General features: G+C 56.2%; 16 protein-coding genes, 1 tRNA gene, 3 rRNA genes and 1 riboswitch. Of the genes, 5 read left to right on the forward strand and 15 right to left on the reverse strand.

Translation table 11 applies throughout. The annotated features are described in order from the left end of the window. Positions 1-51 precede the first annotated feature (51 nt). From aceA to metA, 3 genes are all read right to left on the reverse strand, one after another. The gene (gene aceA, locus B8P98_RS26260; RefSeq protein ID WP_004206828.1) at positions 52-1,356 is read right to left on the reverse strand and encodes an isocitrate lyase; all 1,305 of its coding nucleotides are present in this window, start codon (positions 1,354-1,356) and stop codon (positions 52-54) included. 79 nt (positions 1,357-1,435) lie between these two features. Further along, on the reverse strand, positions 1,436-3,037 hold the full coding sequence (gene aceB / locus B8P98_RS26265) for a malate synthase A (RefSeq protein ID WP_080897967.1): 1,602 nt from the start codon (positions 3,035-3,037) through the stop codon (positions 1,436-1,438). Between the two features lie 260 nt (positions 3,038-3,297). Then, a complete protein-coding gene (gene metA / locus B8P98_RS26270) occupies positions 3,298-4,227 on the reverse strand; it encodes a homoserine O-acetyltransferase MetA (protein WP_004206830.1) in 930 nt (309 codons plus the stop codon). 156 nt (positions 4,228-4,383) lie between these two features. Between metA and B8P98_RS26275 the strand changes: the two genes are divergently transcribed. Next, positions 4,384-4,839 carry an acetyltransferase gene (locus B8P98_RS26275; protein WP_095033573.1) on the forward strand — a complete coding sequence of 152 codons (456 nt, stop codon included), beginning with the start codon at positions 4,384-4,386 and terminating at the stop codon, positions 4,837-4,839. Positions 4,840-5,059: 220 nt separating this feature from the next. On the opposite strand, the gene rrf is transcribed toward B8P98_RS26275, so the two are convergent. From rrf to B8P98_RS26295, 4 genes are all read right to left on the reverse strand, one after another. Continuing rightward, positions 5,060-5,175: ribosomal RNA gene (gene rrf / locus B8P98_RS26280) — 5S ribosomal RNA — on the reverse strand. Between the two features lie 191 nt (positions 5,176-5,366). After that, a 23S ribosomal RNA gene (locus B8P98_RS26285) occupies positions 5,367-8,268 on the reverse strand. 182 nt (positions 8,269-8,450) lie between these two features. Next, positions 8,451-8,526, reverse strand: a tRNA-Glu gene (locus B8P98_RS26290). Positions 8,527-8,611: 85 nt separating this feature from the next. Continuing rightward, positions 8,612-10,151 (reverse strand): 16S ribosomal RNA (locus B8P98_RS26295). The 16S, 23S and 5S rRNA genes sit together here with 1 tRNA gene alongside, the layout of an rRNA operon. A 628-nt stretch (positions 10,152-10,779) precedes the next feature. Here B8P98_RS26295 and purH point away from each other — a divergent pair. Beyond that, positions 10,780-12,369, forward strand: a complete 1,590-nt coding sequence (gene purH / locus B8P98_RS26300) for a bifunctional phosphoribosylaminoimidazolecarboxamide formyltransferase/IMP cyclohydrolase (RefSeq protein ID WP_080924952.1) — start codon at positions 10,780-10,782, stop codon at positions 12,367-12,369. 15 nt (positions 12,370-12,384) lie between these two features. Next, a complete protein-coding gene (purD, locus tag B8P98_RS26305; RefSeq protein WP_025713278.1) occupies positions 12,385-13,680 on the forward strand; it encodes a phosphoribosylamine--glycine ligase in 1,296 nt (431 codons plus the stop codon). Here the strand turns inward: purD and zraR are convergent. Both zraR and zraS read right to left on the reverse strand, forming a co-directional pair. After that, complete coding sequence (gene zraR / locus B8P98_RS26310) at positions 13,670-15,001, reverse strand: sigma-54-dependent response regulator transcription factor ZraR (protein ID WP_025713277.1); 1,332 nt, start codon at positions 14,999-15,001, stop codon at positions 13,670-13,672. The two genes, purD and zraR, sit on opposite strands and share 11 nt — an antisense overlap. Continuing rightward, positions 14,988-16,382: a two-component system sensor histidine kinase ZraS gene (gene zraS / locus B8P98_RS26315; RefSeq protein ID WP_080924954.1), complete on the reverse strand. Its 1,395-nt coding sequence runs from the start codon at positions 16,380-16,382 to the stop codon at positions 14,988-14,990. The genes zraR and zraS overlap by 14 nt, the downstream gene beginning before the upstream one ends. Before the next feature lie 256 nt (positions 16,383-16,638). Between zraS and zraP the strand changes: the two genes are divergently transcribed. Then, complete coding sequence (gene zraP, locus B8P98_RS26320; RefSeq protein WP_025713275.1) at positions 16,639-17,076, forward strand: zinc resistance sensor/chaperone ZraP; 438 nt, start codon at positions 16,639-16,641, stop codon at positions 17,074-17,076. A gap of 3 nt (positions 17,077-17,079) precedes the next feature. Here zraP and B8P98_RS26325 read toward each other — a convergent pair whose 3' ends face one another. From B8P98_RS26325 to nudC, 6 genes are all read right to left on the reverse strand, one after another. Then, positions 17,080-17,775, reverse strand: a complete 696-nt coding sequence (locus B8P98_RS26325) for a DUF1481 domain-containing protein (protein WP_042929528.1) — start codon at positions 17,773-17,775, stop codon at positions 17,080-17,082. Positions 17,776-17,787: 12 nt separating this feature from the next. Continuing rightward, positions 17,788-18,060, reverse strand: a complete 273-nt coding sequence (gene hupA, locus B8P98_RS26330) for a nucleoid-associated protein HU-alpha (protein ID WP_002884342.1) — start codon at positions 18,058-18,060, stop codon at positions 17,788-17,790. A 186-nt stretch (positions 18,061-18,246) separates the two neighbouring features. After that, positions 18,247-18,837 carry a YjaG family protein gene (locus tag B8P98_RS26335; protein WP_025713273.1) on the reverse strand — a complete coding sequence of 197 codons (591 nt, stop codon included), beginning with the start codon at positions 18,835-18,837 and terminating at the stop codon, positions 18,247-18,249. A 42-nt stretch (positions 18,838-18,879) separates the two neighbouring features. Continuing rightward, positions 18,880-19,551, reverse strand: coding sequence for a deoxyribonuclease V (gene nfi / locus B8P98_RS26340; RefSeq protein ID WP_025713272.1), 672 nt, complete (start codon positions 19,549-19,551; stop codon positions 18,880-18,882). Between the two features lie 12 nt (positions 19,552-19,563). Then, positions 19,564-20,628: a uroporphyrinogen decarboxylase gene (gene hemE / locus B8P98_RS26345; protein ID WP_025713271.1), complete on the reverse strand. Its 1,065-nt coding sequence runs from the start codon at positions 20,626-20,628 to the stop codon at positions 19,564-19,566. Between the two features lie 40 nt (positions 20,629-20,668). Further along, positions 20,669-21,442, reverse strand: coding sequence for an NAD(+) diphosphatase (gene nudC, locus B8P98_RS26350; protein ID WP_080898035.1), 774 nt, complete (start codon positions 21,440-21,442; stop codon positions 20,669-20,671). A gap of 94 nt (positions 21,443-21,536) precedes the next feature. Between nudC and B8P98_RS26355 the strand changes: the two genes are divergently transcribed. Further along, entirely contained in the window at positions 21,537-22,034 is a 498-nt protein-coding gene (locus tag B8P98_RS26355) for an Rsd/AlgQ family anti-sigma factor (RefSeq protein ID WP_025713269.1), read from the forward strand. 52 nt (positions 22,035-22,086) lie between these two features. Continuing rightward, a riboswitch (TPP riboswitch) is annotated at positions 22,087-22,211 on the forward strand. Positions 22,212-22,252: the final 41 nt, after the last annotated feature.

The raw sequence follows: 22,252 nt of genomic DNA on the forward strand, positions 1-22,252 counted from the left end.
CGGCCTGCGTCCCTTCACAGGCCCGGTCAGCGTCGCGCCGCCGGGCATGGCTCAAAACTGATCTTCTTCGGTCGAGCCGGTCAGCGCCGTCACCGACGAGGCGCCGCCCTGGATAATCGTGGTGACTTTATCGAAGTAGCCGGTACCCACCTCCTGCTGATGCGAGACGAAGGTGTAGCCTTCCGGCCCGGCGGCGAATTCCGGCTGCTGCACTTTCTCAACATAGTGGCGCATCCCTTCCCCCTGAGCGTAGGCATGGGCGAGGTCGAACATGTTAAACCACATGCTGTGGATCCCGGCGAGGGTAATAAACTGGTATTTGTATCCCATGTCCGACAGCTGCTGCTGGAAGCTGGCGATGGTTTTATCGTCGAGATTTTTCTTCCAGTTAAACGACGGGGAGCAGTTATAGGCCAGCAGTTTGCCCGGGAAACGTGCATGGATAGCCTCGGCAAAGCGGCGCGCCTGCTCAAGATCCGGTTTCGACGTTTCGCACCACACCAGATCGGCATACGGCGCATAAGCCAGCCCGCGACTGATCGCCTGCTCGATCCCGGCGTGGGTGCGGAAGAACCCTTCGCTGGTGCGATCCCCGGTAATAAACTCACGATCGTATGGATCGCAATCAGAGGTAATTAAATCGGCCGCATCGGCATCGGTACGGGCGATCACCAGCGTCGGGACCCCCATCACGTCGGCCGCCAGACGCGCCGCCACCAGCTTCTGAATCGCCTCCTGGGTCGGGACCAGCACTTTACCGCCCATATGGCCGCACTTCTTCACCGATGCCAGCTGATCTTCGAAGTGAACAGCCGCTGCACCGGCTTCAATCATCGATTTCATCAGCTCAAAGGCATTAAGGACGCCGCCAAAACCGGCTTCCGCATCCGCCACGATCGGCAGGAAGTAGTCGATAAAGCGCGGATCGTTCGGCTCAATCCCGGCTGACCACTGGATCTGATCGGCGCGGCGGAAGGTATTGTTGATCCGATCCACCACCGCCGGTACCGAGTTGGCCGGATACAGCGATTGATCCGGATACATGCTGGACGCCAGGTTAGCATCCGCGGCAACCTGCCAGCCGGAGAGATAAATGGCTTCGATGCCGGCCTTCGCCTGCTGCAAGGCCTGGCCGCCGGTCAGCGCGCCGAGACTGTTGATGTACCCTTTCTTCGCCTCACCGTGCAGCAGACGCCACATTTTCGCCGCGCCAAGCTGCGCCAGCGTGCATTCCGGATTCACCGAGCCGCGTAACTTCACCACCTCTTCCGCGCTGTACGGGCGGGTAATACCTTCCCAGCGCGGGTTCGTCCACTCTTTGTTTAATTCTTCGATTTGTTGGGTACGGGTTTTCATGTGCAGATGCTCCATATAATTTCCTGGCTCCCCAGGCTCATTGGTGAAGGACTAAATGGCGAACCACACCATCTGGCGATCAGGCCAGCAGGCGGTAGCCCGGTAATGTCAGAAAATCAATCAGTTCGTCAGAGGTGGTGATCTGCTCCATCAGCCGCGCCGCATCGTCAAAGCGGCCGTGGCTGAAACGGTGCTCTCCCAGCTCCTCCTGAATCACCATCAGCTCTTCCGCCAGCCACTGGCGGAACAGCGCCTTCGTGACCGGGGTGCCGTCGTTCAGGGTTTTCTGATGATGGATCCATTGCCAGATAGAGGTGCGCGAGATCTCGGCCGTCGCGGCGTCTTCCATCAGGCCATAAATCGGCACACAGCCGTTACCGGAGATCCAGGCTTCGATGTACTGCACCGCCACGCGAATGTTGGCGCGCATCCCGGCTTCCGTGCGCTCGCCCTCGCAGGGAGCCAGCAGCTGTTCAGCGGTAATTGGCGCATCCTCGCTTCGGGTGACCGAGAGCTGATTCGGCTTATCGCCGAGCACGCGGTCAAACACCGCCATGGCGGTATCTGCCAGCCCCGGATGGGCGATCCAGGTGCCATCGTGACCGTTGTTCGCCTCCAGCTCTTTATCGGCGGTGACTTTATTCAGCACCTGACGGTTACGTTCAGCCTCTTTGCTCGGGATAAAGGCCGCCATGCCGCCCATCGCAAAGGCTCCGCGTTTGTGGCAGGTCTTAATCAATAACCGTGAGTAGGCGCTGAGGAACGGTTTATCCATCGTCACCACCTGACGGTCAGGCAGGACGCGATCCGGATGGTTTTTCAGCGTCTTGATATAGCTGAAGATGTAGTCCCAGCGGCCGCAGTTGAGGCCGACGATGTGGTCGCGCAGCGCATGCAGGATTTCGTCCATCTGGAACACCGCCGGCAGCGTCTCAATCAGCAGCGTGGCCTTGATGGTGCCGCGCGGCAGGTCAAAACGATCTTCCGTAAAGCTGAAGACATCGTTCCACCATGCCGCTTCCTGCCAGGCCTGGGTTTTAGGCAGATAGAAGTAGGGACCACTCCCTTTCGCCAGCAACGCCTGATAGTTATGAAAGAAATAGAGCGCAAAATCGAACAGGCTGCCGGGGATAGCCTCATTACGCCAGGTGACATGCTTTTCCGGCAGGTGCAGGCCACGCACTCGGCATACCAGCACGGCGGGATTAGGCTGCAGCTGGTAGATTTTGCCGGCCTCGTTGGTGTAGCTGATGGTCCCGTTCACGGCATCGCGCAGGTTGATTTGGCCATCAATGACTTTGCGCCAGTCAGGCGCCAGCGAATCCTCAAAGTCAGCCATAAAGACTTTGACGTTGGCATTCAGCGCGTTAATGACCATCTTGCGCTCGACGGGGCCGGTGATTTCAACGCGGCGATCCTGCAAATCCGCAGGAATACCGCGGATAGTCCAGTCGCCATTTCTAATGGAAGCAGTTTCCGAAATAAAGTCTGGAAGTACACCTTCATCAATGGCCTGCTGCTGCTGCTGACGCGCGGCCAGCAGCTTATTACGCGCCGGCGCAAAGCGGCTCACCAGTTCGGTCAGAAATTCTACCGCCTCAGGCGTTAAGATCTGTTTCTCCTGCTCGCCATAGGGCTGATTAAAGGCCAGTTCATCGGTGATTGTCGCCTGCTGCGTCATTGTGCTGCTCCTCGTGGTTGATCCGCTGGAAGCGAGCGAAAGATCGTTGTGTAGTTTTCGCTCAGCACAATTAAGACTACTCAATTAATTTCTAAAATCAAAAACAATTTCCATTTTAATTTTAAATTGTCATTAACATATTGATAACAATGAAATTAAAGTTATCATCGTGTGTGAAGTGAATTTCGGAAATAAAAAAGGCACCCGAAGGTGCCAGAGGCAAAATGCTGAAACGCTTTAGGATCGTCTCGCGTAGAGTATTATTCCAGCGTCGGATTCATATGACGCAGATCGTATGGCGTAATCTGGTAGACGTAATAGTTAAGCCAGTTAGCGAACAGCAGGTTGCCGTGGCTGCGCCAGGTGGCGCGCGGTTTGTTCTGCGGATCGTTTTGTGGGAAATAGTTGTGAGGAACCTCAGGGTTCAAACCGGCTTCCACATCGCGGAAATATTCACTTGCCAGGGTATTGGCATCGTACTCCGGGTGGCCGGTGACAAAGGCGATGCGCTTATCTTTACTGGCAAACAAATACGCATCGCCCTCTTCCGTCTCCGCGAGGATCTCAAGATCGGTATAGTCACGGATAAGTCCGGCCGGAAAATCAGCATAGCGTGAGTGTGGGGCGAGGAAAGAGTCGTCGAAACCACGGGTCAGTAAGGCGTGCGGATGAAGAATATGGTGTTCATAGACGCCGGAAATCTTTTCGGCGCGGGTCTGCTTGGGAATGCCGTACAGAATGTTCAGCGCGGCCTGAACCGCCCAACAGACGAACAGCGTCGAAGTGACGTGATCCTTGGCCCACTCCAGCACCTGTTTGATCTGCGGCCAGTAAGCAACATCGTTAAACTCAACCAAACCTAAGGGAGCGCCAGTGACGATCAGGCCGTCAAAGTTCTGATCGCAGATCTCATCGAAATTACAGTAAAAGTTATTCAGATGCTCCGCTGGGGTATTACGTGACTCGCGCGCATCGATACGTAATAACTGGATATCCACCTGCAGCGGAGAGTTCGACAGCAGACGCAGGAACTGATTCTCCGTCTCGATTTTCTTCGGCATCAGGTTGAGGATTAACACCTTCAGGGGGCGAATTTCCTGAGTCGTTGCGCGTGTTGTCGTCATCACAAAGACGTTTTCATTGCGCAAGAAATTGACGGCTGGTAGCTCGTCCTGCACCCGAATTGGCATAACTCTATTACCTCATAGCATACGTATAAACGTTTAGACATCCAGATAGCTGAAGATAACCAGGAATCGGGTGAATGTCGAGTCTGCATGTTCACGGTGAGAAAATTTCACGGCGCGCGTTGAGTTAGAATATAAGAACGAAGAAAAGGAGAAAATATGGTTATTAGCATCCGCCGTTCCCGGCCTGATGAAGGGAACAAACTGATTGCGATCTGGTGTCGGTCGGTCGACGCCACGCATGATTTTCTGTCAAAAGCGTATCGAAAGGAGCTGGAGGAGATGGTACGCGCATTTTTACCGGAGGCTCCACTGTGGGTGGCGGTTAACACCGAGGACCAGCCGATCGCCTTTATGCTGCTGACCGGAGAGCATATGGACGCGCTGTTCGTCGATCCGGATGTCCGCGGCTGCGGTGTGGGGAAATTGCTGATTGAGCATGCGCTGTCGTTAACGCCGAAGCTGACGACCAACGTAAATGAGCAGAATGAACAAGCGGTCGGGTTTTATCAGAAGATGGGTTTCACAGTGACAGGTCGCTCTGAAACAGACGATCTGGGGCAACCGTATCCGTTATTGAATTTGATACATGAGCAGCAGGCTGAAACAGACTAAGATTGACGTCGGTAACTGCTGACCCATAGACAGGGACCTCCCCGGAGGCGGTGCTACGCACCTTGTCCGGGCTACGGATCCGTAGCCCCGGTAAGCGCAGCGCCACCGGGGAGATATACCCCACACCGCAAAAAACCCCGCACCTTTCGGGACGGGGTTCTTGTTAAAACGCAAAAACAAAAAGCTCAGTCTTCCGACTGAGCTTTCTGCTTTATTTGATGCCTGGCAGTTCCCTACTCTCACATGGGGAGACCCCACACTACCATCGGCGCTACGGCGTTTCACTTCTGAGTTCGGCATGGGGTCAGGTGGGACCACCGCGCTAGTGCCGCCAGGCAAATTCTTTGTGCTCGTCCTGTGTCTTTTGCGCTCATACTGCGTTGGCTGCTCTCGCGAATGTCAGTCACATACTTCAGTATGCTCCTTCCATCGCGTCGTTTGCCGCCTTGTCTCAGCGCAAAATCCTTCGGACTCTGAATCTGAGCTGAAAATCTTCTCTCAAATCGCCAAAACATCTTCGGCGTTGTAAGGTTAAGCCTCACGGTTCATTAGTACCGGTTAGCTCAACGCATCGCTGCGCTTACACACCCGGCCTATCAACGTCGTCGTCTTCAACGTTCCTTCAGGAGACTTATAGTCTCAGGGAGAACTCATCTCGGGGCAAGTTTCGTGCTTAGATGCTTTCAGCACTTATCTCTTCCGCATTTAGCTACCGGGCAGTGCCATTGGCATGACAACCCGAACACCAGTGATGCGTCCACTCCGGTCCTCTCGTACTAGGAGCAGCCCCCCTCAATTCTCCAGCGCCCACGGCAGATAGGGACCGAACTGTCTCACGACGTTCTAAACCCAGCTCGCGTACCACTTTAAATGGCGAACAGCCATACCCTTGGGACCTACTTCAGCCCCAGGATGTGATGAGCCGACATCGAGGTGCCAAACACCGCCGTCGATATGAACTCTTGGGCGGTATCAGCCTGTTATCCCCGGAGTACCTTTTATCCGTTGAGCGATGGCCCTTCCATTCAGAACCACCGGATCACTATGACCTGCTTTCGCACCTGCTCGCGCCGTCACGCTCGCAGTCAAGCTAGCTTATGCCATTGCACTAACCTCCTGATGTCCGACCAGGATTAGCTAACCTTCGTGCTCCTCCGTTACGCTTTGGGAGGAGACCGCCCCAGTCAAACTACCCACCAGACACTGTCCGCAACCCCGATAAGGGGCCAACGTTAGAACATCAAACATTAAAGGGTGGTATTTCAAGGTTGGCTCCACGCAGACTGGCGTCCACGCTTCAAAGCCTCCCACCTATCCTACACATCAAGGCTCAATGTTCAGTGTCAAGCTATAGTAAAGGTTCACGGGGTCTTTCCGTCTTGCCGCGGGTACACTGCATCTTCACAGCGAGTTCAATTTCACTGAGTCTCGGGTGGAGACAGCCTGGCCATCATTACGCCATTCGTGCAGGTCGGAACTTACCCGACAAGGAATTTCGCTACCTTAGGACCGTTATAGTTACGGCCGCCGTTTACCGGGGCTTCGATCAAGAGCTTCTCCTTACGGATAACCCCATCAATTAACCTTCCGGCACCGGGCAGGCGTCACACCGTATACGTCCACTTTCGTGTTTGCACAGTGCTGTGTTTTTAATAAACAGTTGCAGCCAGCTGGTATCTTCGACTGGTCTCAGCTCCGTCCGCAGGGACTTCACCTACACACCAGCGTGCCTTCTCCCGAAGTTACGGCACCATTTTGCCTAGTTCCTTCACCCGAGTTCTCTCAAGCGCCTTGGTATTCTCTACCTGACCACCTGTGTCGGTTTGGGGTACGATTTGATGTTACCTGATGCTTAGAGGCTTTTCCTGGAAGCAGGGCATCTGTCACTTCAGTACCGTGGTACCTCGTCATCACACCTCAGCCTTGATTATCCGGATTTGCCTGGATAACCAGCCTACATGCTTAAACCGGGACAACCGTCGCCCGGATGACATAGCCTTCTCCGTCCCCCCTTCGCAGTAACACCAAGTACAGGAATATTAACCTGTTTCCCATCGACTACGCCTTTCGGCCTCGCCTTAGGGGTCGACTCACCCTGCCCCGATTAACGTTGGACAGGAACCCTTGGTCTTCCGGCGAGCGGGCTTTTCACCCGCTTTATCGTTACTTATGTCAGCATTCGCACTTCTGATACCTCCAGCATGCCTCACAGCACACCTTCACAGGCTTACAGAACGCTCCCCTACCCAACAACACATAGTGTCGCTGCCGCAGCTTCGGTGCATGGTTTAGCCCCGTTACATCTTCCGCGCAGGCCGACTCGACCAGTGAGCTATTACGCTTTCTTTAAATGATGGCTGCTTCTAAGCCAACATCCTGGCTGTCTGGGCCTTCCCACATCGTTTCCCACTTAACCATGACTTTGGGACCTTAGCTGGCGGTCTGGGTTGTTTCCCTCTTCACGACGGACGTTAGCACCCGCCGTGTGTCTCCCGTGATAACATTCTTCGGTATTCGTAGTTTGCATCGGGTTGGTAAGTCGGGATGACCCCCTAGCCGAAACAGTGCTCTACCCCCGAAGATGAGTTCACGAGGCGCTACCTAAATAGCTTTCGGGGAGAACCAGCTATCTCCCGGTTTGATTGGCCTTTCACCCCCAGCCACAAGTCATCCGCTAATTTTTCAACATTAGTCGGTTCGGTCCTCCAGTTAGTGTTACCCAACCTTCAACCTGCCCATGGCTAGATCACCGGGTTTCGGGTCTATACCCTGCAACTTAACGCCCAGTTAAGACTCGGTTTCCCTGCGGCTCCCCTATACGGTTAACCTTGCTACAGAATATAAGTCGCTGACCCATTATACAAAAGGTACGCAGTCACACCCGAAGGTGCTCCCACTGCTTGTACGTACACGGTTTCAGGTTCTTTTTCACTCCCCTCGCCGGGGTTCTTTTCGCCTTTCCCTCACGGTACTGGTTCACTATCGGTCAGTCAGGAGTATTTAGCCTTGGAGGATGGTCCCCCCATATTCAGACAGGATACCACGTGTCCCGCCCTACTCTTCGAGTTCACAGCCTGTGCATTTTGGTGTACGGGACTATCACCCTGTACCGTCGGACTTTCCAGACCGTTCCACTAACACACAAGCTGATTCAGACTCTGGGCTGCTCCCCGTTCGCTCGCCGCTACTGGGGGAATCTCGGTTGATTTCTTTTCCTCGGGGTACTTAGATGTTTCAGTTCCCCCGGTTCGCCTCGTTAACCTATGTATTCAGTTAACGATAGTGTGACGAATCACACTGGGTTTCCCCATTCGGACATCGCCGGCTGTAACGGTTCATATCACCTTACCGACGCTTTTCGCAGATTAGCACGTCCTTCATCGCCTCTGACTGCCAGGGCATCCACCGTGTACGCTTAGTCGCTTAACCTCACAACCCGAAGATGTTTCACTTCTGATTGCGAAAATTTGAGAGACTCGAACACACTTAAACAGTGTGTCGTTTCAATTTTCAGCTTGATCCAGATTTTTAAAGAGCAAATATCTCAAACGTCACCCGAAGATGAGTTTTGAGATATGTCGGCACGCGTCTTTCACTCACGAACCAGCAAGTGGCGTCCCCTAGGGGATTCGAACCCCTGTTACCGCCGTGAAAGGGCGGTGTCCTGGGCCTCTAGACGAAGGGGACACTGAAGTCTCAATCGCAAGACGCCTTGCTTCTCTACTTTCATCAGACAATCTGTGTGAGCACTACAAAGGCAGGTTCTTTAAGGTAAGGAGGTGATCCAACCGCAGGTTCCCCTACGGTTACCTTGTTACGACTTCACCCCAGTCATGAATCACAAAGTGGTAAGCGCCCTCCCGAAGGTTAAGCTACCTACTTCTTTTGCAACCCACTCCCATGGTGTGACGGGCGGTGTGTACAAGGCCCGGGAACGTATTCACCGTAGCATTCTGATCTACGATTACTAGCGATTCCGACTTCATGGAGTCGAGTTGCAGACTCCAATCCGGACTACGACATACTTTATGAGGTCCGCTTGCTCTCGCGAGGTCGCTTCTCTTTGTATATGCCATTGTAGCACGTGTGTAGCCCTGGTCGTAAGGGCCATGATGACTTGACGTCATCCCCACCTTCCTCCAGTTTATCACTGGCAGTCTCCTTTGAGTTCCCGGCCTAACCGCTGGCAACAAAGGATAAGGGTTGCGCTCGTTGCGGGACTTAACCCAACATTTCACAACACGAGCTGACGACAGCCATGCAGCACCTGTCTCACAGTTCCCGAAGGCACCAATCCATCTCTGGAAAGTTCTGTGGATGTCAAGACCAGGTAAGGTTCTTCGCGTTGCATCGAATTAAACCACATGCTCCACCGCTTGTGCGGGCCCCCGTCAATTCATTTGAGTTTTAACCTTGCGGCCGTACTCCCCAGGCGGTCGATTTAACGCGTTAGCTCCGGAAGCCACGCCTCAAGGGCACAACCTCCAAATCGACATCGTTTACGGCGTGGACTACCAGGGTATCTAATCCTGTTTGCTCCCCACGCTTTCGCACCTGAGCGTCAGTCTTTGTCCAGGGGGCCGCCTTCGCCACCGGTATTCCTCCAGATCTCTACGCATTTCACCGCTACACCTGGAATTCTACCCCCCTCTACAAGACTCTAGCCTGCCAGTTTCGAATGCAGTTCCCAGGTTGAGCCCGGGGATTTCACATCCGACTTGACAGACCGCCTGCGTGCGCTTTACGCCCAGTAATTCCGATTAACGCTTGCACCCTCCGTATTACCGCGGCTGCTGGCACGGAGTTAGCCGGTGCTTCTTCTGCGGGTAACGTCAATCGGTGAGGTTATTAACCTCACCGCCTTCCTCCCCGCTGAAAGTGCTTTACAACCCGAAGGCCTTCTTCACACACGCGGCATGGCTGCATCAGGCTTGCGCCCATTGTGCAATATTCCCCACTGCTGCCTCCCGTAGGAGTCTGGACCGTGTCTCAGTTCCAGTGTGGCTGGTCATCCTCTCAGACCAGCTAGGGATCGTCGCCTAGGTGAGCCGTTACCCCACCTACTAGCTAATCCCATCTGGGCACATCTGATGGCATGAGGCCCGAAGGTCCCCCACTTTGGTCTTGCGACGTTATGCGGTATTAGCTACCGTTTCCAGTAGTTATCCCCCTCCATCAGGCAGTTTCCCAGACATTACTCACCCGTCCGCCGCTCGTCACCCGAGAGCAAGCTCTCTGTGCTACCGCTCGACTTGCATGTGTTAGGCCTGCCGCCAGCGTTCAATCTGAGCCATGATCAAACTCTTCAATTTAAGTTTGATGCTCGTGAATTAAACTTCGTAATGAATTACGTATGTTCACTCAGAGACTTGGTATTCATTTTTCGTCCGAGGACGTTAAGAATCCATGTCACTTTGAGTGCCCACACAGATTGTCTGATAAATTGTTAAAGAGCAGTTGCGACGCGCTTTAGCGCTCTGTCGCGAGGTGGCGTATATTACGCTTTCCTCTTTCAGAGTCAACCCTGAATTTCAGGATTTTTCTCTTCAACCGAACCGGCTGTTTGTGTGAAGTGATTCACATCCGCCGTGTCGATGGAGGCGCATTATAGGGAGTTCTCGAGCGCCCGCAACAGAAAAATGGCAGAAAAATGACTGACTGCTGCATTCCCCAGCAAAACCCCGCTTTATACCTCTTTACACACAGAATTATCCACAGGAGAGCGACAAAACACGACCGCAAGCCCCGCGGATCGCCAGCTATATAGAAGGAGATTCATCGGCCTGGAGAGAAAGATAAAAATTCGCGAGCGTTGCGCAAACGTTTTCGTTACAATGCCGCGCTATGACACGGATGCCCGGTTGGGTGCGTTAGGTGAGTTTTTAGGCAAAAACTCACCTAACGCTCTCTGTAATGTTCAAATCCTGGGGATTTAATACCATGCAACAACGTCGTCCAGTCCGCCGCGCCCTGCTCAGTGTTTCTGACAAGGCCGGTATCGTCGAATTCGCGCAGGCGCTTTCCGCTCGTGGTGTCGAGCTGCTGTCCACCGGCGGCACCGCTCGCCTGCTGGCAGATAAAGGCCTGCCGGTTACCGAAGTCTCTGACTACACCGGTTTCCCGGAAATGATGGATGGACGCGTGAAGACCCTGCATCCGAAAGTACACGGCGGCATCCTCGGTCGTCGCGGTCAGGATGACGGTATCATGCAGCAACACGGTATCGCGCCTATCGATATGGTTGTCGTTAACCTCTACCCGTTCGCCCAGACCGTCGCTCGTGAAGGATGCTCACTGGAAGACGCGGTGGAAAACATCGATATCGGCGGCCCGACGATGGTGCGCTCCGCGGCGAAGAACCATAAAGATGTCGCTATCGTAGTGAAGAGCAGCGACTACGAGGCCATCATTAATGAGATGGACGCTAACGACGGTTCCCTCACGCTGGACACCCGCTTCGACCTCGCAATTAAAGCCTTCGAACATACTGCCGCTTACGACAGCATGATCGCTAACTACTTCGGCAGCATGGTTCCGGCCTATCACGGCGAAAGCAAAGAAGCCGCAGGCCGCTTCCCGCGCACCCTGAATCTGAACTTTATTAAGAAACAGGATATGCGCTATGGCGAAAACAGCCACCAGCAGGCTGCCTTCTATATAGAAGAGAATGTAAAAGAAGCCTCCGTAGCGACCGCCACCCAACTGCAGGGCAAAGCGCTCTCCTATAACAACATTGCCGATACCGATGCGGCGCTGGAGTGCGTGAAAGAGTTCAATGAACCGGCCTGCGTGATCGTTAAGCACGCCAACCCATGCGGCGTTGCCGTCAGCGACTCAATCCTCGACGCCTACGATCGCGCTTACAAAACCGACCCAACCTCCGCCTTCGGCGGCATCATCGCCTTTAACCGCGAGCTGGATGCGGAAACCGCGCAGGCGATCATCTCTCGCCAGTTCGTCGAAGTGATCATTGCGCCGTCCGCCAGCGAAGAAGCGCTGAAGATCACCGCCGCGAAGCAGAACGTCCGCGTACTGACCTGCGGTCAGTGGGATGCTCGCGTTGCCGGCCTCGATTTCAAACGTGTTAATGGCGGCCTGCTGGTTCAGGACCGCGATCTCGGCATGGTCACCGCGGGTGAACTGCGAGTGGTCAGCAAACGCCAGCCAACCGAGCAAGAGCTACGCGATGCGCTGTTCTGCTGGAAAGTGGCGAAATTCGTCAAATCCAACGCCATCGTGTATGCCAAAGACAACATGACCATCGGGATAGGCGCCGGTCAGATGAGCCGCGTCTACTCGGCGAAAATTGCCGGGATTAAAGCCGGTGACGAAGGTCTGGAAGTGAAAGGCTCCGCCATGGCTTCTGACGCCTTCTTCCCGTTCCGCGACGGCATTGATGCCGCAGCCGCAGTGGGCATCACCTGTGTGATCCAGCCGGGCGGCTCTATCCGCGACGACGAAGTGATTGCCGCCGCTGACGAACATGGTATCGCCATGATCTTCACCGACATGCGCCACTTCCGCCATTAATTCACGGAGCTACAGATGAAAGTATTAGTAATCGGCAACGGCGGGCGTGAGCACGCCCTGGCCTGGAAAGCGGCCCAGTCGCCGCTAGTTGATACCGTCTACGTCGCGCCGGGCAACGCCGGTACCGCCCTGGAGCCGTCGCTGCAAAACGTCGCCATCGGCGTTACCGATATTCCGGCCCTGCTGCGCTTCGCCCAGGATGAGAACATCGATCTGACCATCGTGGGCCCGGAAGCGCCGCTGGTCATTGGCGTAGTCGACGCGTTTCGTGCCGCAGGGCTGACCATCTTCGGGCCAACCGAAGGCGCCGCGCAGCTGGAAGGTTCAAAAGCCTTCACCAAAGATTTCCTCGCTCGTCATCATATTCCGACGGCGGAATACCAGAACTTCACCGAAGTGGAGCCTGCGCTGGCTTACCTGCGCGAGAAAGGCGCGCCGATCGTCATCAAAGCCGACGGTCTGGCGGCGGGTAAAGGCGTTATCGTGGCGATGACCCTTGACGAAGCCGAAGCGGCGGTCAAAGATATGCTGGCCGGTAACGCTTTTGGCGATGCAGGCCACCGCATCGTGATTGAAGAGTTCCTCGATGGCGAAGAAGCCAGCTTTATTGTGATGGTTGACGGCGAGCACGTCCTGCCAATGGCCACCAGCCAGGATCACAAGCGCGTCGGCAACGGCGATACCGGCCCGAACACCGGCGGGATGGGCGCGTACTCCCCGGCGCCGGTGGTCACTGATGAAGTCCATCAGCGCACCATGAAGCGGATCATCTGGCCAACCGTGAAAGGCATGGCCGCTGAAGGCAACACCTATACCGGTTTCCTGTATGCCGGTCTGATGATCGACAAGCAGGGCAACCCGAAGGTGATTGAGTTCAACTGCCGCTTTGGCGACCCGGAAACCCAGCCGATCATGCTGCGCATGAAGTCCGACCTGGTCGAGCTGTGCCTCGCCGCCTGCGCGGGCAAGCTGGACGAGAAAACCTCCGAGTGGGATGACCGCGCGTCGCTGGGCGTGGTGGTTGCCGCCGGCGGCTATCCGGGCAATTACAACACGGGTGATGAGATCTTCGGCCTGCCGCAGCAGGAAGCCGCAGATGGTAAAGTCTTCCACGCCGGCACCAAACTGGCAGACGACCAGCGCGTCGTCACCAACGGCGGGCGCGTACTGTGCGTGACCGCGCTGGGCGACTCCGTGGCGCAGGCGCAGCAGCGCGCCTATCAACTGCTGACCGACATTCGCTGGGACGGCAGCTTTAGCCGTAGCGATATCGGCTGGCGCGCCATCGAACGTGAAAAGGCTAACGGCTAAGTTTCGCCAGCAGCGTTTTGCGCGTAATGCCTAACTGACGGGCGGCTTCGGTTTTGTTGCCGCCCGTTTTTTCCAGCGCCGCCAGAATCACCTCTTTCTCCACTTCCACTAACGGCTGGATCCCCCCCTCCTCGCTCCCGCCTGACGGCAGCGGCGTACCAGCGATCGCCAGTGGCAGTTCTCGCTCAGAAATGTATTCTCCGGTCAGTAGCACCACCGCCCGCTCCACCGCGTTTTCCAGCTCTCGAATATTGCCCGGCCAGGCATAGTGGATCAGCCGGTCCATCGCCTGCGGCGTAAATCCCTTTACCGTCTTACGATTGCGTCCGGCATAGCGCTGGAGAAAGTGCTGCGCCAGCTGCGGGATATCTTCCCGTCGCTGGCGCAGCGGCGGCATCTCGATGGTCACGACGTTGAGGCGGTAATAGAGATCCTGGCGAAAGCGTCCGGCGCTCACCTCCTCCGCCAGATTGCGATGGGTGGCGGCGATAAGCCGCACATCAACGGCAAGCGTCTGGTTGCTGCCGACCCGCTGCACCTCGCGTTCCTGAATCGCCCGCAGCAGACGCACCTGCATCAGCGGCGAGATATCGCCTATTTCATCAAGGAACAGCGTGCCGCCATCCGCTTCGACAAAGCGCCCTTCCCGCCGCCGATCCGCGCCGGTAAAGGCCCCTTTTTCATGGCCGAACAGCTCGGACTCCAGCAGCGACTCATTCAGCGCCGCGCAGTTTAGCGTCACCAGCGGCTTCTCACGGCGCTCGCTGCAGGTATGGATCGCGCGCGCCACCAGTTCCTTACCGGTTCCCGATTCGCCGCAGATCAGTACCGTCGCGTCCGAAGGAGCCACCAGCGTAATATTGTTGATAAGCGCCTGCATCGCCGGACTGTCGCCAATCATGCCCCAGTGTGAACCCGACGCGGCGGGGAGGTCGCCCTCGCTCTGCTGCGTGTGCGCCAATGCCTGAACCAGCGTCTGCTGCAGGGTGTCAAAATCGAGCGGTTTAATCAGATAATCCAGCGCCCCGGACTTAATGGCCTCCACCGCCGTATCGACGCTGGAGAACGCCGTCATGATCAGCACCGGGATCGCCGGGTTATAGGCTTTAATCTCTTTTAACGTCGCGATACCGTCCATCTCCGCCATCCGGATATCGCACAGCACGAGGTCGAAGACCTGCCGATGGACCTGTTCCAGCGCCTGCAGGCCGTTGTGAGCCAACGCCACCTGATAGCCCCAGCCGCGCAGCAGCGCCTGCAGGATCGTGCAGTGGCTGATGTCATCATCGACAACCAGAATCTGTACCTTATCGCAGCTCATCTTCCCTCCGTTGAGCGTTCACCGGCAGCCAAAGCGTAAAGACCGCGCCATTCCCCGGCTGACTTTCGGCGCGGATTGTCCCGCCATGTTGTTCGATAATATTCTGCACTACCGCCAGCCCCAGCCCGGTGCCGTCCGCCTTGGTGGTGAAATACGGCGTGAAGATAGCCTGCAGCTCTTCATCGCTCATCCCCTTACCGCTATCCGTGACGACGATTTTCACTCGCTGACGATCGGCTTCGCTTGCTGATACGCGAATGACGCCATCACGGCCAATCGCCTGCATCGCGTTCAGGTACAGATTCAACAGCACCTGATTCAGGCGATCGGGGTCGGCGCTGATCGTGGTTAACGCCGGGCGCGGCGTAAACTGCAGCGCGATCCCGCGACTCTGCGCATCCTGACTTACCAGCTGCAATGAGTGGCGGATAAGCGCATTGAGATCCACCGGCTGGTAGTTTAAATGGGCAGGGCGGACCAGCTCCAGTAGCTCGCTGACGACCCGGTTCAGGCGGTCGGCCTCTTGCGCCATCACCTGCGCTAACTGATGGGACTCACCGCCAGGCGGCGTGCGCTCGGCAAAATACTTCGCCAGCCCCTTAATTGAAGAGAGCGGATTGCGGATCTCATGCGCGACCCCCGCCGCCAGATGGCCAAGCGCCACCAGCTTTTCCTTGCGGGCCATCGCCTCCAGCAGCTGTTTCCGCGAGCGACGATAGCGGCGGAACCAGAACTGAGCGAGGATCGTCGCCGCTGTCACCAGCGCCGCGGCGCCCAGCATGATCATCATGTTACGCTGGCCGCGGGCCTGCGCCGCATCCAGCTCGCGACTATCAAAGGCGATAAAAATCACCTGCGGGACAGTGGGCTGAGCCAGCGCGCTGTTGCCGCGATTCATCATACCCCTATGATGGCCGCGGGCAGGATTGAGCGGGCGGAACTGGCGATAGATCTCCAACGCCGGCTGCGGCTCACTTAGCCGCCGCCACCGGGCCTGTTCGTCAGCCGCCAGCGCACGCATCTGCGCAGGGCTGTAGAGCGTCCTATCCACCTGCTGCGGATCGCTATGGGCGATGATATGGCCATTTTCATCAGTGACCGCGAACCACAGGACGCCCGGCTGCCAGGCCATCTCTTCCAGCAGCGCCTGCAGCTGCGCATGATGCATACGCATTCCCATCCCGACGCGCGTACCTGACTCCAGCGCGCGAATAAGCACGCCCCCCTTCTCCTCAATGGTTTGCCGGGCGGCAGCCGTCTCACGACCGTAGTCGCGGACGATCATCGCGGAGAACAGCATTACCAGCACCACCACCGTGCCGGTCAACAGCCAGCTCAGGGCGCCAGCCGCGGCGTCCCGGGAGAGAGGTTTGATCTTCATCGGCCAGTCCTTGTTATATCCTTTTTATCTTCAGGATCCTTCAGCAGAAATCATGCCATGTTTCCACGCGGCTAATCCTGCTCTCAGACATATCGCCCGCGGTTTAGCGAGTAAAAATGACTCGCCTGTTCCGGGCAAAACGGGTCATTTTTACTCGCTCTTCTCTACAACGGCGTCGGCAGCCCCGTACGGGCGGACTTTTTCAGGCTGGCATGGAAGATGCAGTACAGAGAGAAACCACACAGGAGAAAATGCCATGAAACGGAACCGTACCTTACCTCTCACCCTTGTCACCCTTGCCGCGCTGACCTTCGCCAGCAACGCGGCCTGGGCCAACCACCACTGGGGCAACAATAATGGGATGGGTAACCAGGGTTACAGCCAGCTGACCCAGGAGCAGCAGACTACCGCGCAAAAACTGCATAACGATTACTATGCGCAGACCAGCGCTCTGCGCCAGCAGCTGCAGTCCAAACGCTATGAGTACAATGCGCTGCTCACGGCGCAAAAGCCGGACAGTGGAAAGATTGAAGCTGTCGCTCAGGAGATGGAAGGCTTACGTCAGAAGCTGGATCAACAGCGGGTAAAATTTGATGTTGCCCTGGCTGAGGCAGGCGTTCCCCGCGGCGCAGGCATGGGATACAACGGCTGTCGCGGTAACGGCGGTGGGCATATGGGCATGAACCACTGGTAAGTATTAGAAGCTTTTCTCCGTCGGCTGCCAGGTACAGAAGTTTTCATTGGCGACCAGCAGCAGTTGAGAGCCTTCCGGCGCCTCCAGCCAGGCAATGCTCACCGCGGCGGAGGCATGGCTCTGGCGGCGTTCAATATGCGCCAGGGCCCGGCTATCGAGGTCAGGCTTTACCGTTTGCCCTTCACAGGTCAGCACGGTATGCGCGGCGGCATTCCAGCGCCCCTGGCGCAGGACGACGCGTCCCTGCCGGAGAGCATCGCTGGTCTGGCGGATCTGCTCGGCGCGATAACGGTACAGCGCGACCTGGTCGCTGGAGAGCTGCTGCTTCTGCCCGTCGACTTCCCGCTGCATAAAGCTGAGATCGCCCTGCGCGTCGAAGCGGGCGCGGATATGTTCCGGCGGTTTGCCGTAGACATTGAGTTCGATGAGCGTCAATTGATCGCCCTGCCAGCGATATTCGCTGGTCGAGGTATCCCCGTGACGCCACGGGCTGAAGGCGGCGAGAAGATGGACCTCATCGCCTGAATCTTTACGCCAGATGCGCATCGCCCCCTGATTGTCCGCATAACCACTGGCGGTAAACGGTGGTAGCGACGCATTATGGCTACAGGCAGTGAGCAACAGGATGCCCGCCAGCGCCAGAGGCCGGCGCCAGACAGACAAAAGGGGCTTAATAGCCCCTTCGATAAAACTGTTCACTGCCACGCGGTCTTACTTAACTGCGTCTTTCAGTGCTTTGCCAGAAACAAATGCCGGCACGTTAGCTGCAGCGATTTTGATCTCTTTACCGGTCTGCGGGTTGCGGCCAGTACGCTCAGCGCGGTGGTTCACTTTGAAGGTACCGAAACCAACCAGTTGAACAGCATCACCTTCTTTCAGAGACTCAGTAATTGCAGCCAGGGTAGATTCCAGGGCAGCTTTAGCCTGTGCTTTGGACAGGTCAGCTTTGTCCGCAATTACATCAATCAGTTGAGTCTTGTTCATAAGTTATCCTTACAATGTGTTTATCGCTTGCTAAGCATCGAGTGCGACGGAAATGCCAAAAAAGCACCCTCCTGCATACACGCACCGATAGCCACTTTTTTTCGCCCTCCAAATGTAGACCAGACGGGGGGCGGAATGGAAGCCTTCAGACGCTACAATTCAGGCGGTAAATCACGTTTTCTGGTCTCACTGCTGAAAATTTATACCAATATTGCTCTCACCAGCCTCGCGCAGGTCCGCGCGCAGGCCTTTTATCAGCTCAAGGTCACGCTCTTCGCAGTCGGCCAGCAGGCGGAAAATTTCCCACTGAATGTCCCATTCCTGCTCTACCGCCGGGTTCGCTTTAAGCTCGTCGTCGGTCATTTCGCGACCTTCCTGGGTCATTTCCAGCATCGCCACGGTGGTGATGGACGTCTTGCTCACTTCGATCGCGTGCTCAAGCGTTTCACCACTCAGACGCGAATGGATCAGTTCGCTCAACGCCACGCAGGCGTCTATGGCCGGATAAACACCGTACAGGTCGAAATCATCTGCCGCCGGGATCGCCTCTTCCAGCTTCTCCAGCTGACTGTCGAAATTCACCTTTGCATCTTTGACCGTCAGCGTTTCCCAGATCAGATCCAGGATACGGCGGTATAACTGGCCGTCGCCGAACTCGGTTTGCTTGCAGAACATCGCGTAGTTGGGGTACATACGCTCGCACAGGCAGGCCATAAAGGTGACATGCTGCCAGCTTTCCAGCTTCTCCAGGCGCAGGTGAATCGGATTTTGTAACATGATGAATTCTCGAAGTCAGAAATGAGGCGCAGTGTACCTGAATCAGCCGTGATTTGCTTGCCAACGCACAAACGACGGACGGCGGGACGCCACCGCATCGGCCCAGCGCGTCGGCTCGGGCAGACGGTAGCCTCGCATACAGCGCTCGACCCACATTAACGCGCTATCCATACCCACCCGGTGACCAGTGCTAATAAACAAAGGGTTGCAACGCACTTTACTGCGCCAGACCCAGGCCAGTTGCTCATTTTTATCCATCAGCGGGGCCAGCGCGCCGGGCTCATCACCCAGTTCGCCGATTTTGCCGCACAGGCGTTTTTTCGCCACCCCGATGGTCGGCACATCAATCATCAGACCAAAATGGCTGGCGACGCCGAGCCGCCGGGGGTGGGAAATGCCGTGGCCGTCAACGAAGAGCAGGTCCGGCTTTTGCGAAAGCTGCTCCCACGCCGCCAGCAGCGCAGGCGTTTCACGAAACGAGAGAAAGCCGGGAATATACGGCATGGAGGTGGCGACGCGCGCCACCTGATACTCCACCAGCTCAAGTTCAGGCCAGGTCAGCACTACCATGGCGGCCCGGGTGACTTCCCCTTCCTGCTCAAATCCGACATCCGCGCCGCCGATCAACGTCGGCGGGTCGCGATCCAGTCGATCCGCACGCTCGACCGACGCGGCTAACTGATGCTGTTGGGTACGGAGTGCGGCTAAATCCATAGGGCTTATCTCCTACTGATGATAGGGTGCGGAAAGACGATGCACCGCCTCAACAAAGACGCCCGCATGTTCGGGGTCAACATCCTGATGAATACCGTGACCAAGGTTAAAGACATGCCCTTCACCCTGGCCAAATCCGGCGAGAATAGTCGCCACTTCCTCTTCAATACGCGGAGCGGGCGCATAGAGCATCGACGGGTCCATATTGCCCTGGAGCGCCACTTTGTGACCTACGCGACGGCGAGCGTCGGCGATATCGGTGGTCCAGTCGAGACCCAGCGCATCGCAGCCGGTCTCCGCCATCGCTTCCAGCCACTGACCGCCGCCTTTGGTGAACAGGGTCACCGGCACGCGGCGGCCTTCGTTCTCCCGCAGCAGGCCATCGACGATTTTGTGCATGTAGTAGAGGGAGAACTGCTGGTAATCGCGGCCGGTCAGCACCCCGCCCCAGGTGTCGAAAATCATCACCGACTGCGCACCGGCTTTGATCTGCGCGTTGAGATACAGGGTGACGCTCTTCGCCAGCTTATCCAGCAGCGCATGCAGCGCCTGCGGTTCGGCGTACATCATCTTTTTGATCACGGTGAACGCTTTGCTGCTGCCGCCTTCCACCATGTAGGTCGCCAGCGTCCACGGACTGCCGGAAAAACCAATCAGCGGCACTTCGCCTTTCAGTTCGCGGCGAATGGTGCGCACAGCGTTCATGACATAGCCCAGTTCCTGCTCCGGATCCGGGATCGGCAGCTTGTCGACGTCGGCTTTGCTTTTTACCGGCGAGGTGAAGCGCGGACCTTCGCCTGCCTCAAAGTACAGCCCCAGGCCCATGGCGTCCGGGATGGTCAGGATGTCCGAAAAGAGGATCGCCGCGTCCAGCGGGTAACGGTGCAGCGGCTGGAGCGTCACTTCGCAGGCCAGCTCGGCATTTTTACACAGCGACATAAAGTCGCCCGCTTGCGCACGGGTGGCTTTGTACTCCGGTAAATAGCGGCCCGCCTGGCGCATCATCCACACCGGGGTGACATCAACCGGCTGACGCAGCAGCGCGCGCAGGTAACGATCGTTCTTCAGTTCGGTCATTTTTACATTCCTTTAGCGTTGATACGCCCAGTGTAACATGTCACTCGAACTCTGCCCGACACATCGCGACGGTATCTTCGATAAGCCGGCGCGCCACCGTCCCCGGCGGTGGCAGAAGCGGTAGATCGTCATAGCGATACCAGTCCGCGGTCAGTAACTCTTTTTTGTCGACCACGATATCGCCATCTGCGTAATCCGCCATAAAGGCGGTCATCAGCGACTGCGGGAAAGGCCACGGTTGCGAGGTCACGTAGCGCAGGTTTTTCACCCGGATACCGCTCTCCTCCATCACCTCGCGGGCCACCGCCTGCTCAAGAGTTTCGCCAACCTCAACAAACCCGGCCAGCACGGTGTGTATCCCGTTGCGATGTCGGGTGTGCTGCGCCAGCAGGATCGAATCGTCGCGACGGATAGCGACGATAATGCAGGGGGCAATTTGCGGGTAGTAGCGTTCACGGCAGTGGCTGCACAGCATCGCCCATTCGCTTTTGCTGGCATGCATCGGATGGCCGCAGTAGCCGCAAAATTTATGCGATCGATAAAATTCGGCGAGCTGGATCCCCCGACCTGCCAGCTGGAAAAGGCCCGGATCCTGATCCAGCACTTGGCGCAACGATCCCATGTCATGACGGCGATCCTGACGCACCATCCACACGGACTCGCCCTGCCACTCGCCAATATGCAGCGCATGCTGGCCGACAAGATCGAAATTAACCGCTTCGCCATGTGGTAATTCTCCACCAGGCAACCATAATTTTTGTTCGTGACTGACAACCCACCAGCCGCGATCTAATTTTTCAATAATACGATCCATATCTATTGCACTACCTTTGCTTCACTGGCATGTTGTTAACATTATATTTACATTTTGGTGAGCAGATTTTAAATCAAAACTAGCGGAGTCAATCATGCTAAACCAGCTGGAAAACCTGACGGAGCGCGTTGGCGGTAGTAATGAACTGGTCGATCGCTGGCTACAAGTGCGTAAGCATCTGCTCGTGGCTTACTACAATCTGGTTGGCCTGAAACCGGGCAAAGAGTCATTTATGCGGCTAAACGAAAAGGCGCTGGATGACTTTTGCCAAAGTTTGGTGGATTACCTCTCATCCGGTCATTTTAGTATTTATGAACGCATTATTGGCGAAATGGAAGGCGATACCCCACTTTTAGCCGCCAACCGGCTTTACCCACAGCTGGAAGCCAATACCCAGCAGATGATGGACTACTACGATACCTGCCTCGAAAACGCTATCGATCACGATAACTACCTTGAATTTCAGCAGGCGTTGTCGGATATCGGCGAATCGCTGGAGGCGCGTTTCGCGCTGGAAGATAAACTCATCGCCCTCGCCGTCGCCCATAATCTGAGCAATGACGTGCGCGATAATATTGCGCCGACCGCTTGAGTTGTGAACCGTTAACGAGTAATTTACGTACATTATCCCTCTGCGGAGGGATTTCATCTTGTCGGAGTGCCTATTTTCCACACGAAAGCTGAAGTGGAAAAGGCTGAGACCGTTTATTCGGGATCCGCGGAACCTGATCAGGCTAATACCTGCGAAGGGAACAAGAGTAAACTGCTGGTCGCACCTGCCCGTTCCGGGCTGGTCGCATCTGTTACTCC

This window comes from Klebsiella quasivariicola, assembly GCF_002269255.1.
GTDB classification, from domain to species: Bacteria; Pseudomonadota; Gammaproteobacteria; order Enterobacterales; family Enterobacteriaceae; genus Klebsiella; species Klebsiella quasivariicola.

Bases quoted from the DNA above. Each gene is read 5' to 3' on its own strand.
- nudC (WP_080898035.1), bottom strand. From the start codon at position 21,442: ATGGATCGTATTATTGAAAAATTAGATCGCGGCTGGTGGGTTGTCAGT.
- B8P98_RS26275 (WP_095033573.1), top strand. From the start codon at position 4,384: ATGGTTATTAGCATCCGCCGTTCCCGGCCTGATGAAGGGAACAAACTG.
- nfi (WP_025713272.1), bottom strand. From the start codon at position 19,551: ATGGATTTAGCCGCACTCCGTACCCAACAGCATCAGTTAGCCGCGTCG.
- aceB (WP_080897967.1), bottom strand. From the start codon at position 3,037: ATGACGCAGCAGGCGACAATCACCGATGAACTGGCCTTTAATCAGCCC.
- B8P98_RS26355 (WP_025713269.1), top strand. From the start codon at position 21,537: ATGCTAAACCAGCTGGAAAACCTGACGGAGCGCGTTGGCGGTAGTAAT.
- metA (WP_004206830.1), bottom strand. From the start codon at position 4,227: ATGCCAATTCGGGTGCAGGACGAGCTACCAGCCGTCAATTTCTTGCGC.
- zraS (WP_080924954.1), bottom strand. From the start codon at position 16,382: ATGAAGATCAAACCTCTCTCCCGGGACGCCGCGGCTGGCGCCCTGAGC.
- B8P98_RS26335 (WP_025713273.1), bottom strand. From the start codon at position 18,837: ATGTTACAAAATCCGATTCACCTGCGCCTGGAGAAGCTGGAAAGCTGG.
- hupA (WP_002884342.1), bottom strand. From the start codon at position 18,060: ATGAACAAGACTCAACTGATTGATGTAATTGCGGACAAAGCTGACCTG.
- aceA (WP_004206828.1), bottom strand. From the start codon at position 1,356: ATGAAAACCCGTACCCAACAAATCGAAGAATTAAACAAAGAGTGGACG.
- purD (WP_025713278.1), top strand. From the start codon at position 12,385: ATGAAAGTATTAGTAATCGGCAACGGCGGGCGTGAGCACGCCCTGGCC.
- zraR (WP_025713277.1), bottom strand. From the start codon at position 15,001: ATGAGCTGCGATAAGGTACAGATTCTGGTTGTCGATGATGACATCAGC.
- hemE (WP_025713271.1), bottom strand. From the start codon at position 20,628: ATGACCGAACTGAAGAACGATCGTTACCTGCGCGCGCTGCTGCGTCAG.
- zraP (WP_025713275.1), top strand. From the start codon at position 16,639: ATGAAACGGAACCGTACCTTACCTCTCACCCTTGTCACCCTTGCCGCG.
- purH (WP_080924952.1), top strand. From the start codon at position 10,780: ATGCAACAACGTCGTCCAGTCCGCCGCGCCCTGCTCAGTGTTTCTGAC.